At 64.2% G+C, this 14,858-nt stretch carries 16 protein-coding genes and 1 tRNA gene; 4 read left to right on the top strand and 13 right to left on the bottom strand.

Annotated elements, in window-relative coordinates:
- Window positions 1–5: 5 nt before the first annotated feature.
- The 3 genes from D2V04_RS17740 to greA all read left to right on the top strand — a co-directional run bounded on the left by D2V04_RS17740 (window position 6) and on the right by greA (window position 4,372).
- The gene (locus tag D2V04_RS17740) at window positions 6–464 is read left to right on the top strand and encodes a hypothetical protein (protein ID WP_147391774.1); all 459 of its coding nucleotides are present in this window, start codon (window positions 6–8) and stop codon (window positions 462–464) included.
- On the top strand, window positions 464–3,787 hold the full coding sequence (gene carB / locus D2V04_RS05565) for a carbamoyl-phosphate synthase large subunit (protein WP_119512290.1): 3,324 nt from the start codon (window positions 464–466) through the stop codon (window positions 3,785–3,787). The genes D2V04_RS17740 and carB overlap by 1 nt, the downstream gene beginning before the upstream one ends.
- A gap of 108 nt (window positions 3,788–3,895) precedes the next feature.
- A complete protein-coding gene (gene greA, locus D2V04_RS05560; protein ID WP_119512289.1) occupies window positions 3,896–4,372 on the top strand; it encodes a transcription elongation factor GreA in 477 nt (158 codons plus the stop codon).
- A 42-nt stretch (window positions 4,373–4,414) separates the two neighbouring features.
- Here greA and D2V04_RS05555 read toward each other — a convergent pair whose 3' ends face one another.
- From D2V04_RS05555 to D2V04_RS05535, 5 genes are all read right to left on the bottom strand, one after another.
- Complete coding sequence (locus D2V04_RS05555) at window positions 4,415–4,645, bottom strand: DUF4170 domain-containing protein (protein ID WP_119512288.1); 231 nt, start codon at window positions 4,643–4,645, stop codon at window positions 4,415–4,417.
- Between the two features lie 97 nt (window positions 4,646–4,742).
- Window positions 4,743–5,237 (bottom strand): hypothetical protein, encoded by a 495-nt coding sequence (locus tag D2V04_RS05550; RefSeq protein WP_119512287.1) that lies wholly within the window; start codon window positions 5,235–5,237, stop codon window positions 4,743–4,745.
- A gap of 43 nt (window positions 5,238–5,280) precedes the next feature.
- A complete protein-coding gene (locus tag D2V04_RS05545) occupies window positions 5,281–5,595 on the bottom strand; it encodes a hypothetical protein (RefSeq protein ID WP_119512286.1) in 315 nt (104 codons plus the stop codon).
- Entirely contained in the window at window positions 5,592–5,993 is a 402-nt protein-coding gene (locus tag D2V04_RS05540; RefSeq protein ID WP_119512285.1) for a phage holin family protein, read from the bottom strand. Before D2V04_RS05540 ends, D2V04_RS05545 begins: the two co-directional genes overlap by 4 nt.
- A gap of 25 nt (window positions 5,994–6,018) precedes the next feature.
- Window positions 6,019–6,621: a hypothetical protein gene (locus D2V04_RS05535; RefSeq protein ID WP_119512284.1), complete on the bottom strand. Its 603-nt coding sequence runs from the start codon at window positions 6,619–6,621 to the stop codon at window positions 6,019–6,021.
- 174 nt (window positions 6,622–6,795) lie between these two features.
- Here D2V04_RS05535 and eno point away from each other — a divergent pair, with 174 nt between their 5' ends.
- Window positions 6,796–8,088: a phosphopyruvate hydratase gene (gene eno / locus D2V04_RS05530; RefSeq protein ID WP_119512283.1), complete on the top strand. Its 1,293-nt coding sequence runs from the start codon at window positions 6,796–6,798 to the stop codon at window positions 8,086–8,088.
- Between the two features lie 6 nt (window positions 8,089–8,094).
- Here the strand turns inward: eno and D2V04_RS05525 are convergent, their stop codons facing one another.
- The 8 genes from D2V04_RS05525 to mreC form a co-directional block, all read right to left on the bottom strand.
- The gene (locus D2V04_RS05525) at window positions 8,095–8,403 is read right to left on the bottom strand and encodes a hypothetical protein (protein WP_119512282.1); all 309 of its coding nucleotides are present in this window, start codon (window positions 8,401–8,403) and stop codon (window positions 8,095–8,097) included.
- 39 nt (window positions 8,404–8,442) lie between these two features.
- On the bottom strand, window positions 8,443–9,372 hold the full coding sequence (locus tag D2V04_RS05520; RefSeq protein WP_119512281.1) for an aldo/keto reductase: 930 nt from the start codon (window positions 9,370–9,372) through the stop codon (window positions 8,443–8,445).
- Window positions 9,369–9,788 carry a 6,7-dimethyl-8-ribityllumazine synthase gene (ribH, locus tag D2V04_RS05515; protein WP_119512280.1) on the bottom strand — a complete coding sequence of 140 codons (420 nt, stop codon included), beginning with the start codon at window positions 9,786–9,788 and terminating at the stop codon, window positions 9,369–9,371. Before ribH ends, D2V04_RS05520 begins: the two co-directional genes overlap by 4 nt.
- 287 nt (window positions 9,789–10,075) lie before the next feature.
- A tRNA-Lys gene (locus tag D2V04_RS05510) sits at window positions 10,076–10,151 on the bottom strand.
- Between the two features lie 96 nt (window positions 10,152–10,247).
- A complete protein-coding gene (gene rodA, locus D2V04_RS05505; RefSeq protein ID WP_119512279.1) occupies window positions 10,248–11,363 on the bottom strand; it encodes a rod shape-determining protein RodA in 1,116 nt (371 codons plus the stop codon).
- Complete coding sequence (gene mrdA / locus D2V04_RS05500) at window positions 11,360–13,402, bottom strand: penicillin-binding protein 2 (RefSeq protein ID WP_119512278.1); 2,043 nt, start codon at window positions 13,400–13,402, stop codon at window positions 11,360–11,362. The genes rodA and mrdA overlap by 4 nt, the downstream gene beginning before the upstream one ends.
- A complete protein-coding gene (mreD, locus tag D2V04_RS05495; protein WP_119512277.1) occupies window positions 13,402–13,956 on the bottom strand; it encodes a rod shape-determining protein MreD in 555 nt (184 codons plus the stop codon). The genes mrdA and mreD overlap by 1 nt, the downstream gene beginning before the upstream one ends.
- Window positions 13,956–14,858 (bottom strand): rod shape-determining protein MreC, encoded by a 903-nt coding sequence (mreC, locus tag D2V04_RS05490; protein ID WP_119512276.1) that lies wholly within the window; start codon window positions 14,856–14,858, stop codon window positions 13,956–13,958. The genes mreD and mreC overlap by 1 nt, the downstream gene beginning before the upstream one ends.

Here is a 14,858-nt window from a genome sequence, read left to right as displayed (position 1 = left end):
GTAGAATGGACATCTACGTGTTTGCTTCGAGCACGCTCACGAATATCTGGGCGGGCGTGGGCGCACAGACATGGGCAGTCGCTCCCTCTGACGCGGGATCTCCTCAGGAAAAGGGACGAATCACTAAGGCTTCAAAGATGCCGGTTGGCGCCCAAGGGATTCTCTACTCCAGTGCTGATCGCACTCTGACGGTGCCCTTTATTGTGCGGTCGAAACCCGATCCAGATCAGGAGATCACCCATATCTGGCCAGAGCGCTGGGTCTTACCATTCCGGATTGCACCACTCGGAAGTCCTCATAAGCGCATGTCGATTGAAGATGCCAAAGACTTGTTGCCAGCATTCAAGGTCAGTCCGCAGCCTGCTTTTAATCATGTGTTTCGCGTGCGCGCAGACTTTGCATTTCAAACTTCGCAGATAGGTTTGGAGGACTGGACGCGTCTCATCGAGGAACTTGCCGAATAATGCCCAAACGCACTGACATCTCCTCGATCCTCGTTATCGGCGCCGGGCCGATCGTTATCGGTCAAGCCTGCGAGTTCGATTATTCGGGCACGCAGGCGATCAAGGCGTTGAAGGAGGAGGGCTACCGGGTGGTCCTCGTCAACTCCAATCCCGCGACGATCATGACCGATCCCGAGTTCGCCGACGCGACTTACGTCGAGCCGATCACGCCCAAGATCGTCGAGAAGATCATCGCCAAGGAGCGGCCCGACGCGCTGCTGCCCACGATGGGCGGGCAGACCGCGCTGAACTGCGCGCTGGCGCTGTTCAACGACGGCACGCTGGAGAAGTACGGCGTCCAGATGATTGGCGCCGACGCCGACGCGATCGACAAGGCGGAGAATCGCCAGCGCTTCCGCGAGGCGATGGACAAGATCGGGCTCGAATCTGCGCGCAGCGGTGTGGCCAACACGCTCGATGAGGCGTTCGCAGTTCTTGAGACGACCGGCCTGCCGGCGATCATTCGTCCGAGCTTCACACTCGGCGGTACGGGCGGCGGCATCGCCTACAACAAGGCGGAGTTCGAGCGGATCGTGCGCGAGGGGCTCGACGCCTCGCCGACCACCGAAGTGCTGATCGAAGAATCGCTGCTCGGGTGGAAGGAATATGAGATGGAAGTCGTGCGCGACCGCGCCGACAACGCCATCATCATCTGCTCGATCGAGAACATCGATCCGATGGGCGTCCATACGGGCGATTCGATCACGGTCGCCCCCGCGCTGACGCTGACCGACAAGGAATACCAGATCATGCGCAGCGCCAGCATCGCGGTGCTGCGCGAGATCGGTGTTGAAACCGGCGGCTCGAACGTCCAGTTCGCGGTCAACCCGAAGGACGGGCGCCTGATCGTGATCGAGATGAACCCGCGCGTGTCGCGTTCGTCTGCGCTTGCCTCGAAAGCGACCGGCTTTCCAATTGCGCGCGTCGCGGCCAAGCTCGCGGTGGGCTATACGCTCGACGAGATCACCAACGAGATCACCGGCGCGACGCCGGCCAGTTTCGAGCCAACGATCGATTACGTCGTCACCAAGATCCCGCGCTTCGCGTTCGAGAAGTTCAAGGGCGCGAAGACCGAGCTGTCGACCGCGATGAAATCGGTTGGCGAGGTCATGGCGATCGGCCGCAACTTCCAGGAGTCGGTGCAGAAGGCGCTTCGCGGGCTCGAAACAGGGCTCGACGGGTTCAACCGCGTTCTGGAATTGGAAGGTGCGGGCCGCGAGGCGATCACCACCGCGCTCAGTCGCCGTACCGACGACCGTCTGCTCAAGACCGCACAGGCGATGCGCGAAGGCTTCACGGTCGAGGATATCCACGCGATCACCGGCTACGATCCGTGGTTCCTGCGCCAGATCGCCGATATCGTCGCGGCCGAACGGGAGGTGAGCGAGAACGGCCTTCCGAACGATGCAGCCGGACTGCGGCGCTTGAAGGCGATGGGCTTTTCCGATCGCCGCCTCGCCACGCTCGCGGTGCGTTCGGTCGGTGTCGCCGGCGGGCTGGCGGAAACCCAGGCGCGCAATTCAGGGCTGCTGCACGATGCCCTGCGCGCGATGGCCGGCGCGACGAGCGAGGAAGAGGTGCGCAAGCTGCGCCGCAAGCTCGGCGTGCAACCCGTCTTCAAACGCATCGATTCCTGTGCTGCGGAGTTCGAGGCGGTCACCCCCTACATGTACTCGACTTATGAGGCGCCGAGCTTCGGTGAGCCCCAGGACGAGGCCATGCCGAGCGACCGGCGCAAGATTGTCATCCTCGGCGGCGGGCCGAACCGGATCGGGCAGGGCATCGAGTTCGATTACTGCTGCGTTCACGCCTGCTTCGCGCTGGCCGAGGCCGGGTTCGAGACGATCATGGTCAACTGCAACCCGGAAACGGTAAGCACCGACTACGACACGTCCGATCGCCTCTATTTCGAGCCGCTAACCGCCGAGGACGTGCTGGAGATCCTGCGCGTCGAGCAACAGGCGGGCGAACTCGTCGGCGTGATCGTCCAGTTCGGCGGGCAGACTCCGCTCAAGCTGGCGCAGGCGCTGGAGGATGAGGGCATTCCGATCCTCGGCACCAGCCCCGACGCGATCGATCTGGCGGAAGACCGGGAGCGTTTCGCCAAGCTGGTCAACAAGCTCAAGCTCAAGCAGCCGATGAACGGCATTGCGAAGAGCCGCGACGAGGCCGCCGCGGTCGCGGCGCGGATCGGCTATCCGGTGCTCCTGCGCCCGAGCTACGTACTCGGCGGGCGGGCGATGGAGATCGTCGATTCCGAAGCCCAGCTCGACAACTACATCGCCACCGCCGTGCACGTTTCGGGCGACAGCCCGGTGCTGGTCGATCAGTATTTGCGCGATGCGATCGAATGCGACGTCGACGCGCTCTGCGACGGCGAGGAAGTGCGTGTCGCCGGCGTGATGCAGCATATCGAGGAAGCCGGCGTGCACTCGGGCGACAGCGCCTCCACGCTGCCGCCCTATTCGCTGCCTGTCGAGATCGTCGAGGAAATGGAGCGTCAGACCGAAGCCCTCGCGCTCGCACTGGGCGTCCACGGGCTGATGAACGTGCAGTTCGCGGTCAAGGACGGTGAGATCTATCTGATCGAGGTCAACCCGCGTGCGAGCCGTACGGTGCCTTTCGTCGCCAAGGCGATCGGGCAGCCGGTCGCCAAGATCGCCGCGCGGGTGATGGCAGGCGAGCCGCTTTCGGCTTTCCCCTCGTTCAGACGCGAGCTCGACTACATGGCCGTCAAGGAGGCGGTGTTCCCATTCACTCGTTTCCCGGGGGCAGACCCGGTGTTGACACCGGAGATGCGATCGACGGGCGAAGTCATGGGAATCGATCGCGATTTCCCGGCCGCCTTCTTCAAGTCGCAGCTCGGCGCAGGGGTGGCGCTGCCGGACGGCGGCGTGATGTTCGTGTCGGTCAAGGACAGCGATAAGGCGATGATCCTGCCTGCTGTGCAGGCGCTGATCGAGCAGGGTTTCAAAGTGATCGCGACCGCCGGCACACAGACCTATCTGGCCGAGCATGGCCTGCCGGTGGAGCGTGTCAACAAAGTCGCGCAGGGGCAGCCGCACATCGTCGACCGGATGATCGACGGGGAGATCGCGCTGGTCTTCAACACCACCGAGGGCTGGCAAAGCCTGATCGACTCCAAATCGATCCGCGCCACTGCACTGGAAATGAAGATTCCCTACTACACCACCGCGGCGGCTTCGGTCGCTGCGGCGAGGGCGATTCGGGCGGTCAAGGCGAGCCAGCTTGAAGTGCGCCCGTTGCAAGCTTATTATAGCTGAAACAACTGCGGTTCCCTCTTCCGGACAATTCACCGTTCAATCGCCGCCTCCCGAGGGAGGAGCGGAACGGCGAGTTGCCGTTGCGGGACCGCCTGGAGGAAAGACGCGATGGCTACGATGGAAAAGGTTCCGATGCTGGCGGAGGGTTATGAGCGGCTGACGGCCGATCTCAAGACTCTGCGTGCGGAACGTCCGAAGATCGTCGACGCGATCGAGGAAGCACGCGCACACGGCGACCTTTCGGAGAATGCCGAATATCATGCCGCGAAGGAGCGGCAGGGCCAGGTCGAAGCGCAGATCGCGGATATCGAGGATCGGGTCAGCCGCGCGCAGATCATCGATCCCTCGACGCTGTCGGGCGACAAGATCGTATTCGGCGCCACCGTCACTCTGCTCGACGACAATGACAAGCCGGTGAAATACCAGATCGTCGGTCAGACGGAGGCCGACGCGAACAAGGGGCGGATATCCTACAATTCGCCGCTTGGCCGTGCGCTGATCGGCAAGAGCGTGGGTGACGAGATCGAAGTCACCGTTCCCTCGGGCGACAAGTTCTACCTCGTCGACAAGATCGAATTCATCTGAGTGCAAAGCTGAGCCCCCGCGCAAGCGGGGGCTGCAGCCGCCTCACACCTCCGGCGTCAACAGCCGGTGAAGATGGACGACGACGTACTTCATTTCCGCGTCGTCGACCGTACGCTGGGCGTTCGAGCGCCAGGCTTCGACCGCGTCTTCGTAGTCGCTGAACACACCCACCACGTGAATGCTTTCCGGGTCCTGGAACTCCAGGCTCCGCGGATCCTTGACGCGGCCGCCCATTACGAGGTGCAGCCGCTGCTTGGCTTCGGTTTCTTCCATATCTGATCTCGGGTCTTGGGGAGGACGGCGCGGGCATTAAAGCAAACGGCGCGGCAGGCAAGCCCGCCGCGCCGCATGCGTTACCCGAAGGACCCGATCAGTGCGCCATTCGCGCTCGCAGATCGCGAACCTTGCGGCCGGTCTTCTTGCTCACTTCGCGCGTCAGACGCCGCGCGCCTTCGCTGGCGGCGCTGCCTTGCAGGCTCGCCTGCCTGCGCAGATCGTGCGCGCTGTCGCCGATCGCGTCGCCCAGATCCTCGAGCCGGTCGCCGCTTGCACGGGCGGCAGTGCCCAGACTGTCGATAAGGCTGGCACCGTAGGCGAGACCGATCTCGGCTGCCATCGCGGCGAGCGCAGAACCGCGCCTAGTCGCCTGTTTGCGCATCCGTCGTCCCGGTCCGGGAACCATGCTGGCGACGATCACGCCGATCGCCACCCCGCCGACCACCGTCGCCACAGGATGATCCTTAACGAATGCGGTCGCCGTATCGCGCGCCTCGCGTGCATAATCGCCGACCGTGCGGTTAGCGTGGCGTTGCTGACCCGCCTCGATCCGGTTTTTCAGTTCTTCGCGTTTTTGCTTGTCGGCCATCGGTTCGTCTCCGCTGGAATGGATTGTCTTGGATCGAACGGGCTCAATCGCGCTCGGGTTCCTCGGATTCTTCGTCCTCGCCGTCCTCGTCGTCGAACAGTGCGAGGAGCGGGTTGCGCGTCAGCCAGAGCACCACTGCAGCGAGCAGCGTGAACAGCACACCGCGGTTGTTCCCGGCCACTTCGGCGGCTTCGTCGAGCACGTCGCTCGCCCCTTCGGCAACCCGGTCGAGGAAGCGCGCACCGATGCCCTTGGTGGTGAGATCGACGCGAAGATGAGCGATGTCGGCCTTGACCAGCGCAAAAGCCGCGTCACGCAACGCGCGATCTTCGATCATCTTGCGCTGGGGATCGCTCATTGCCCATCGTCCGTGAAGCTGTTGCCGGCATCCCTGAAATGGGCCAGCGCCTTGCGCGCGAGAACGATCCCGGAGATCAGCAGCACGCCCGTAACGAGCGCGGTGGCACCCCAGATGGTCAGGATGGGCGCGAGCGCGATCACCGCGCCGACGACAAGCCCGATCAACGCTGTGTGGATGAGCGCGAAGGCGACCAGTCCGTGGATGATGCCGTTCTTGCCTTCGTGCGCGGCATAGATCGCGCGGCTCTTCTGGTAGGCTTTCTCAGCCTCCAGATAGGTCTTCCCATCGTCCAGCAGCGCCACGAGATCGTCGGTCAACGAAGAGCCCGAGCGGGGAGATTCTCCGCCGGGTTCCTCGTCGCCGTCCTGCGCGTACGGCAGGGGCTCGTCTTGCATGGATGCCACCGCGGGGTGCGGAAGATCAGTCGCGGCTGCCGCGGAACATCCGCGCCAGCATGAAACCCGCGACCGCGGCCAGGCCGACCGCAAGCCCCGGGCTCTTGCGAACCATCTCGCGCGCGTCCTCGCTCAGATCGTCGACGCTCTTGCTGTCGAGCTTGACCGAGGCTTCCTCCAGGCTGCGGGACGCCTTGCGCGCATAGTCGCCGTACTGCGCGCCGAATTTCTCGTCGATCGCAGTGGCATTCTCCGAGACCATCCTGCTGAGCGAGGAAAGCGCCTCGCTAGCCTTGGCCTTGCCTTCGGTCGCGAGTTCCTTGCTCTTGCCCTTGGCCTGCCGGCCATAGGTTTTCGCCTCTTCCACCCAGTCCTCGGAACGGCCCTTGGCCTGATCGCGGTAAGCGACGGCACGGTCGGCAGCTTCGGCCTTGAGCGCCGCAGCGCCGGCTTTGGCTTCCTCGAGTGCGGAATTGAAGCGTGACTTCGCTTCCGTGCGATGATCGGTCGTCGTTCCGGCGCCTGCGGGCGCGGCCGCCGCGGTTGCCGTGGCCGGGGCGGCCGGCTTGGCCGCCGTCTTCCTGGTGGTTTTCTTCTTGCTCGTGCTGGAGGTCGTCGCGTCAGCCATGTCTCGTTCCTTAGCCCTCAATTGGTTCGTTATCCACCACCGCCGGACGGCGGTTTCAAGGTTCTGTGTCGCAACGTAACTTGCGTGGCATTGTTCCGGCGCATAGAGGGCGCCTAGCTTCCGATATGGGAGTGTCATAGCCCATTACAACACCACGCAACTCCGGAGCGCAGCATGACCGCCATCATCGACCTTCACGGCCGCGAAATCCTCGACAGCCGCGGCAATCCGACGGTTGAAGTCGACGTGCTGCTCGAGGACGGCAGCTTCGGCCGCGCGGCGGTGCCGTCGGGCGCCTCGACCGGCGCGCACGAAGCGGTCGAACTGCGAGACGGCGACAAGACGCGCTACCTCGGGAAAGGGGTGACCAAGGCAGTCGACGCGGTCGACGGCGAGATCACGGACGCGCTGCTCGGCCTCGATGCCGAAGATCAGCGCGACATCGACCTTGCGATGATCACCCTGGATGGCACTGCCAACAAGGCGCGTCTTGGCGCCAATGCGATTCTGGGCGTCAGCCTGGCGGTGGCGAAGGCGGCGGCGAATGCGCGCGGGCTGCCGCTCTACAGCTACATCGGCGGCGTCTCCGCCCATGTCCTGCCGGTTCCGATGATGAATATCATCAACGGCGGCGAGCATGCCGACAACCCGATCGACATCCAGGAATTCATGATCATGCCGGTGGGTGCGGAAACGCTCGCCGATGGCGTGCGCTGGGGCGCGGAGGTATTCCACACGCTCAAGAAGGGACTGGCAGAGAAAGGCCTGTCCACTGCCGTCGGCGATGAGGGCGGCTTCGCGCCCGATCTCGCGAGCACCCGCGACGCGCTCGACTTCATCATGCAGTCGATCGAGCGGGCCGGTTTCAAGCCCGGCGGCGACATCGCGCTCGCACTCGACTGTGCTTCGACCGAATTCTTCGCCAGCGGCCGTTACGATCTGGCGGGCGAGGAGCTTTCCCTCACACCTGACGAAATGGCCGAGTACCTGGCGAAGCTCTGCGCCGACTATCCGATCCGCTCGATCGAGGACGGCATGAGCGAGGACGACTTCGAAGGCTGGAAGGCGCTGACCGAGCTTGTCGGCAACAAAGTCCAGCTCGTCGGCGACGACCTGTTCGTGACCAATCCCGAGCGGCTGCGCATGGGTATCGGCAAAGGCCTCGCCAACTCGCTGCTGGTGAAGGTCAATCAGATCGGCACGCTGACCGAGACGCTGGAGGCGGTCGATATTGCCAACCGCGCCGGGTACACCGCAGTGATGAGCCACCGTTCGGGCGAGACCGAAGACGCGACCATCGCCGACCTCGCTGTCGCCACGAACTGCGGGCAGATCAAAACCGGCTCGCTCGCGCGCTCGGACCGGCTCGCGAAGTACAACCAGCTCATCCGCATCGAAGAAGAGCTCGGCGACAGCGCGCTTTATGCGGGCGAGGGGTGCTTCGGGAAGCTTGCATCGGGCGGCTGACGCGGCCTAGCCGTTTTCGGCTTCGGCCTCGCGCTCGGCTTGCTCTTCGAGCTCCTCAAGCTTTTCGATCTTCTTCCGGTTCTTCGGGCTGAGAAGATACTGCCAGACACCCCAGAGGTTGATGAGCAGGAGGATCGCGTTCATCGCGGCGATCGGCAGAGCGTCGCTGGTAAGGCCGGAGACGATCCAGGTCACTGCGACCGCGCAGAACAGGACGAAGCCCCATCCGGTGGCCTTGCGGCCGAGGTCGGCGGCGATCAAACCGGCAGCGATCATTGTGCCGATCGCGGCGATCCATTCGAGCGAGCCGTTCATCCAAGCCCGAGCGCTCAGGCAGGGAGAAGGTTCCTGAGCTTAGCTCGAGAAGGATTCCGTCAGTCGCGCGACCTGATCCTCGCTTAGCTGCACCCGGGTGAACTCGAGCAGATCGCGCAACTGCTCGATCGTGCGTGCGCTTGCGATCGGCGCCGGAATGCCGGGCTGGCGGACCAGCCAGGCGAGGGCGATCGCAGGCAGGCTGGCGCCGGTTTCCGCAGCGATCTCGTCCATGACGCGGAGCACTGGCCGTCCTTTTTCGGCGTAAGCTCTCACACTGCGCGACCGCGCGCCTCGCTCGAAATCCTCAGGCGTGCGGTACTTGCCGCTCAGATAGCCCGCAGCGAGACCGTAGAACGGCAGCATGGCAATGCCCCGTGCGGTGCATAACGCCTGCAGGTCTTCATCGTACTTGTCGCGGGAGACGAGGTTGTATTCGTTCTGCAGCACGGTGAACGCCGCTCGGCCCGACGCGTCCGCGGCCTCGACCGCGGCGGAGAGGCGCGCCGCATCGAAATTGGAGGCACCGATCTCGCGCACTTTCCCGCTCTCGATCGTGCCGTTGAACGCTTCGACGATCTGCTCCACCGGTAGCTCGGGATAATCCTTGTGAGCGTAGTAAAGATCGAGATAATCGGTCCGCAGCCGTTCCAGCGACGCATCGAGCGAGCGCAGCACGCGCGCCGGCTCATAGAGCTCCTTGCCGCCCAGCATGCCGGTCTTGGTGTGGATCAGCATCTCGCCGCGGACGCCGCGCGATTCGAGCCACGCGCCGATCACCCGTTCGGATTCGCCACCCCTGTGCCCCTCGACCCAGGCGGAATAGACGTCTGCGGTGTCGATCATTCGACCGCCGGCTTGGTAGAACGCATCAAGCACGGCGAAGCTCTCGTCGTCCGAGGCGGTCCAGCCAAAGACGTTCCCGCCCAGCACCAACGGAATGCCGCCGATAGCCGGATGCACGCTCACGCGAACTTCTCCTGAAGTGCGAGCAGCGCAAGTGCGGCCTTCGCCGCTTCGCCGCCCTTGTCCTTCTGCCTCTTGTCCGCGCGGACAAGGGCCTGCTGCTCGTTCTCGACCGTCAGGATGCCGTTGCCGATGGCGATTCCGTCCATCGTCAGTGCCATGATCCCGCGCGCGCTCTCGCCCGCGACGATCTCGAAATGGTAGGTCTCGCCGCGAATGACTACGCCGATGCCGACAAACCCGTCATAGCGGCCGCTTTCCGCCGCGAGGGCGATTGCGCCGGGAATTTCCAGCGCGCCCGGGACGGTCAGCACTTCCGCTTCGTGCCCCGCCGCCTCGATCGCGCTCCGCGCGCCGTCGATCAGCATGTCGTTGAGGTGGTCGTAGAACCGGGCTTCGACGATCAGGAAGCGCGCCATGTCTTTCTCCGCTGGCAATGAACCAGCGCGGGCGTAGCCACGCGATCGCTGGAGGGGAAGGGGACAAAAAGAAAGCCCCACCCGAAGGCGGGGCTCGAAGGTGAGAGCCTGTGCGAGCACGGGCCCTTCGGGTCGCGCATCGCTTCTGCCGGATCGGCGACGACTAACCTATCCCAAGAAATGTTGGGGCGGACGTGCAACGGCGATACCGTCTCCGGTTCGCTGCTGGAACGCGAAGCGATCAATCTCGGAAGGAAAGGGGAAAGGCAGCTAAGCCTCTGAAAAGGTGGTGGACGCACTAGGGCTCGAACCTAGGACCCGCTGATTAAGAGTCAGCTGCTCTACCAACTGAGCTATGCGTCCACATCCCGTCAGACCGACGGGCCGGCTGCTGCCGCCCGACTCGGGAGGCGCTGCATATAGCGATCTCCGCGCGCATGAAAAGAGCCGATTTTCGCTCTAGCTCAATTGGCTGCGCGGAGCGCGGCTGTTCCAGCGGTTGACCATCATGAGCGTGCCGATGCAGATCATGTTCGTCATCATCGACGATCCGCCATGGCTCATGAAAGGCAGGGGGATCCCGACGACCGGAGCGAGGCCCATCACCATCATCAGGTTGATCGCGACGTAGAAGAACATCGTCGCCACCATACCCGACGCGAGCAGGCGGGCGAAGCGATCGTGCGACTTGCGCGCCACGCTTAGGCCCCAGCGCATAATCAGGCCGTAGATCAGGATCACGGCGAGGCCGCCAAGGAGGCCCCATTCCTCCGCCATGGTGGCAAAGACGAAGTCGGTGTGCGGTTCGGGCAAGTAGTTGAGGTGGCTCTGCGAACCTTCGTTGAACCCCTTGCCGAACAGTCCGCCCGATCCGATCGCGATCTTCGACTGCGTGATGTGGTAGCCCGCGCCGAGCGGATCGCTCTCCGGATCGAGAAACGTCGTCACGCGGCGTTGCTGATAGTCATGCAGCCCGAAGAAAAAGGCGATGGGAGCCGCCACCAGGGCGCCGATACCGGCCGTGATGAACCAGCGCAGCGGCAGGCCTGCAAGAAACATCACCGTGGCGCCGCCGAAGCCGATGGCCAACGCGGTGCCCAGATCCGGCTGCAGCAGAACGAGCCCCATCGGTATGGCGATCAGCACGCCCGCAGGTACGAGCGCGCGCCACGACATGGTCATGCTCGGAGGAAGACCGCTGTAGAACCGGGCGAGGACGAGGATGATTGCGGGCTTCATCAGCTCCGAAGGCTGAAGTTGAACCACCCCGAGATCGAGCCAGCGCTGGCTGCCGCCGCCGACGAAGCCGATCGCCTCCACCGCCACCAGAAGGATCAAGAGGACGGCATAGAGCGGATAGGCTGCGAAACGCACGAACTCGCGCCCGAACAGCGTCATGACCCAGGCCATAACGAGGAAGATGAGAAAGCGTAGAAGATGCGAGGTGGCGAAGGGCTCCCAACTCCCCCCGGCTGCCGAGAACAGCACCATGGCGCCGAAGCCGACCAGGGCGATAAGCGGAAGCAGCATTGCCCATGGCTGACGTGCGATGGGAGCAGGGATTACCGAGTTCATTCGGCCAGATCCGATCGATTGACGGCCGCGTCCGTGGCCTCGGCCACCGGGATCATCGCTGCGGCGCGCGCCTCCGCGTCGACACGGGCGAAGATCTCCTCATCGCGCCGCGGAGCAGGCGGCACCGTCTCGCCCGTCTGAGCGGCATAGGCCGCGTAGCGGGCTGCAAGGCGTTCCTGCGCATTGCCGCCCCACTGCTTCTCCAGCGCATGCAGGGATTCCACGCCTTTGCGCGGATCGAACAGGAACGTCATCACGTCGCGCGCAATCGGGTAGGCCGCGCTCGAACCTCCGCCGTGCTCGATTACCACAGCCCCGGCATAGCGGGGATTGTCGTAGGGCGCGAAAAAGATGAACAGGCCGTGATCGCGATACTTCCATGGGCCCGAACGGCCATCGGACCGGGAAAGCGACACCACCTGCGCGGTGCCGGTCTTGCCGGCCATAAGCACGTCATCGAGCGGCAACCGCGCCCGGCCGGCAGTGCCGGGTCCGTTGATCACGTCGCTCATCGCCTTGCGCACCAGCGCAACGTGCTCCGGGGCGAAGTCTGCCGGAGGAAAATGGCCTTTGGACTCGCCGAACAGCAGATGCGGTTCGACGTGCCGCCCGCTCGCCAAGCGCGATGCCATGACCGCGAGCTGGAGCGGGTTCGCCAGCATGTAGCCCTGGCCAATGGTGGCATTGACCGTGTCGTAGGCCTGCCACTCCCTGCCGTACTTCTCCAGTTTCCATGCCGGATCCGGCACCGTGCCGTAGAACTGACTGAGCACCGGCAGGTCGAATTCCTGCCCCATGCCGCAGCGGTGTGCCATCGCCGCGATCGGATCCATCCCGATGCGCTGCGCCAGGTGGTAGAAATAGACGTCGCAGCTCTGGTAAATGCCCTTGGCCATGTTCACCTGGCCATGGCCGCGGCGCTGCCAGCAGTGGAACACGCGGTTGCCCACCCGCAAACCGCCCCCGCAATAGACGGTCTCTTCGGGATCGACGCCCTCGCGCAAGAGCGCCATCGACACCATCGGCTTCACGGTCGAACCGGGCGGGTAGAGTCCCTTCAGCACCTTGTTGCGCAGCGGAACTCGCTCGTCGTCGCGCAGCATGGCATATTCGACGCGGCCGATGCCGTCGGAGAAGCTGTTCGGGTCGAAGCTGGGCATGGAGGCCATGCACAGCACGTCGCCCGTTCGGCAATCCATCACCACGACGGAGCCGGATTCCAGTCCGATGCGGCGCGCCGCATAGTCCTGCAGCGGGCCGTCGATGGTCAGTTTGATGGGCTTGCCCTGAATGTCGTCGCGCGTTTCGAGATCGCGCACGATGCGACCGGTGGCGGTCACCTCCACGCGCCGCGCGCCGGGGACACCGCGGAGCCGCTGTTCGAACTGCTTTTCCAGCCCGTCCTTGCCGATCTTGTACCCGGGCGTGATCAGCAGCGGATTGCGGTCCTTCTCGTACTCTTCGGCCGAGGCCGGTCCGACATAACCGATCAGGTGCCCGACTGCGGGACCGGTGGGATAATAGCGCGAATAGCCGCGCTGAGGCACCACGCCCGGAAGGTTGGGCAGGCGAACGCTCAGGGCCGCGAATTGTTCGTAGGAAAGACCGCTGGCAACTTCGACGGGCCGGAATCCCCGTGTCTGCTCGATCTGCTCGCGCAAGTCGGCCATGGCGGCCTGGTCGAGGTTCAGCACCTCCTGCAGAACCGCCATCTGCTGCTCGGGGTGGTTCATCCGCTCCGGTATCACGTCGACACGGAAGTCGGCGCGGTTGGATGCGAGCGGCGCACCGTTGCGATCGATGATCCACCCGCGGCGAGGCGGGATCAGCGACAGGTTGACGCGGTTGCTTTCCGCCTCCGTCTCGTACTTCTCGTTCTCGGCAATCGCTAGATAGCTCATCCGGCCCGCCAGCAGCAGGCCGATGCTCGCACCGAAACCAGCCACCACGAAGCTGCGCCGGTCGTACGTGTTATCGAGCGTGGCGGAGGTGATCTGGACGTGCGGAGCTTTGCGGAACAGCGGTTTCCTGCGGAACATCAGCCGAGAATCCGAACGCGCAGCAGCCTGAACCGATCAAGGGTGGAGATCATTCGCGCGATAATGGGATAGAGCATCAGCGACAGCAAGACCTGGGGCATGAGGGCGGCGAAGAGGGGCGGACCCAGCGAGGCGCCCGACAGGCACGCTGCCGCGACGATGCTGCAGGTGACTATACCCACGGCGATCAACCAGTCCTGAACGAAACTGCGCCAGGGAAAACGGGTTTCGATCGCCTCGACCACGATCATCGCCAGCGACCACAGCAGGATTCCGCTGCCGAACGGCTGACCGCTGAAGAGGTCGTTGAACATGCCGAGCGGGAAGCCGGCCCAGACTGGCAGCAGCCCGGGCCGCACGAGCCGCCAGGCAAGCATCGTCATCAGCCCAACCGGCGGCACGATCGGTGCGGCCGTTGCGATTGGAAACACGGGGAGCAGGCTGGCCAGCAGGATTGTCGCCCAAGGGACCGTATAAGCGAGAAGCGGCGAATGCGCGCGATTGATCCGCGAACCGTAAGCGTCCCGCCGTGATCTCGGATCGGCCCGTTCCATCAGGTATTATCTGCTTCCGAGACGGATTGCTCGATCGGGGTCTCCGCGGCCCGGATAGCCTCGGGCTGCCAGATTTCCTCGACGGCCACATAATCGGTGGCCGCAGGATCGCTGATGATCCGCGCGAGCGCGCCGTCTTCGGTCTTTTCGGCAACGATGGCGACCGCAGTGCCTGGCCGGTAATATCCTCCGGCGCCGCTGGTCACGAAGATATCGCCCTTCTTGAGCGGGTTGATGCCGAGATTGATCAGGCGAATGCGCAGCATGCTATCGCCGCGGCCTTCGGCGTAGGCGACGACATTGTCGTCGACGAGCCGAACGGGCAGGATACTCTGGCTATCGGTGAGGAGGAGCACGCGCGAGCTCTGCCGCCCGACTTCGAGGACCCGGCCGACCACGCCGCGCGGGCTGCGCACCGGCATGCCGACCTTCACTCCGTCCACACTGCCGGCGCCGAGATAGGCGAAGCGCCGCGAACTGGCGGAGCTCGATCCGATAAGCCGCGCCACGGCAACCGGTTTCGTTTCTTCCTGCTCGATGCCGAGCAGCGCCTTGAGACGCTCGTTCTCGCGCTTGATCGCCTCGGCTTCGGCGAGGCGGATGCGGGCGAGTTCGACCTCCTGCTTCAGCTCGGCATTCTGGCTTCCCGCGCGCAGATAGCCGCGAATTGCCTCGATCAGGTTCTGGCTTTCGGCCCGAACTTCCGCGCTGGCTTCTGCGGCGGGGGCCACTGCGTCCTGCGCAACGCTGCGCGGGCCGTTGAAGCTGGCGGGCCGCCAGAGCGAGAGAGCGAGCAGGATGGCGCCGATCAGCGCACCGACCCCGGCAATCACGTAGCCGGTGAAAACCCCGTATTGCGCCCTGCGCGAATAGCTCGAGCGCCGTGACGAAGGCGGCGCCAT

Origin of the sequence: Pelagerythrobacter aerophilus (assembly GCF_003581645.1) — a bacterium.
GTDB lineage: Bacteria > Pseudomonadota > Alphaproteobacteria > Sphingomonadales > Sphingomonadaceae > Pelagerythrobacter > Pelagerythrobacter aerophilus.
The sequence above is the reverse complement of the archived record's forward strand: the minus strand, read 5'-3'. Positions and strand labels throughout refer to the sequence as shown.

Bases quoted from the DNA above. Each gene is read 5' to 3' on its own strand.
- D2V04_RS17740 (WP_147391774.1), top strand. From the start codon at position 6: ATGGACATCTACGTGTTTGCTTCGAGCACGCTCACGAATATCTGGGCG.
- carB (WP_119512290.1), top strand. From the start codon at position 464: ATGCCCAAACGCACTGACATCTCCTCGATCCTCGTTATCGGCGCCGGG.
- greA (WP_119512289.1), top strand. From the start codon at position 3,896: ATGGCTACGATGGAAAAGGTTCCGATGCTGGCGGAGGGTTATGAGCGG.
- D2V04_RS05555 (WP_119512288.1), bottom strand. From the start codon at position 4,645: ATGGAAGAAACCGAAGCCAAGCAGCGGCTGCACCTCGTAATGGGCGGC.
- D2V04_RS05550 (WP_119512287.1), bottom strand. From the start codon at position 5,237: ATGGCCGACAAGCAAAAACGCGAAGAACTGAAAAACCGGATCGAGGCG.
- D2V04_RS05545 (WP_119512286.1), bottom strand. From the start codon at position 5,595: ATGAGCGATCCCCAGCGCAAGATGATCGAAGATCGCGCGTTGCGTGAC.
- D2V04_RS05540 (WP_119512285.1), bottom strand. From the start codon at position 5,993: ATGCAAGACGAGCCCCTGCCGTACGCGCAGGACGGCGACGAGGAACCC.
- D2V04_RS05535 (WP_119512284.1), bottom strand. From the start codon at position 6,621: ATGGCTGACGCGACGACCTCCAGCACGAGCAAGAAGAAAACCACCAGG.
- eno (WP_119512283.1), top strand. From the start codon at position 6,796: ATGACCGCCATCATCGACCTTCACGGCCGCGAAATCCTCGACAGCCGC.
- D2V04_RS05525 (WP_119512282.1), bottom strand. From the start codon at position 8,403: ATGAACGGCTCGCTCGAATGGATCGCCGCGATCGGCACAATGATCGCT.
- ribH (WP_119512280.1), bottom strand. From the start codon at position 9,788: ATGGCGCGCTTCCTGATCGTCGAAGCCCGGTTCTACGACCACCTCAAC.
- rodA (WP_119512279.1), bottom strand. From the start codon at position 11,363: ATGAACTCGGTAATCCCTGCTCCCATCGCACGTCAGCCATGGGCAATG.
- mrdA (WP_119512278.1), bottom strand. From the start codon at position 13,402: ATGTTCCGCAGGAAACCGCTGTTCCGCAAAGCTCCGCACGTCCAGATC.
- mreD (WP_119512277.1), bottom strand. From the start codon at position 13,956: ATGGAACGGGCCGATCCGAGATCACGGCGGGACGCTTACGGTTCGCGG.
- mreC (WP_119512276.1), bottom strand. From the start codon at position 14,858: ATGGCGCCGCCTTCGTCACGGCGCTCGAGCTATTCGCGCAGGGCGCAA.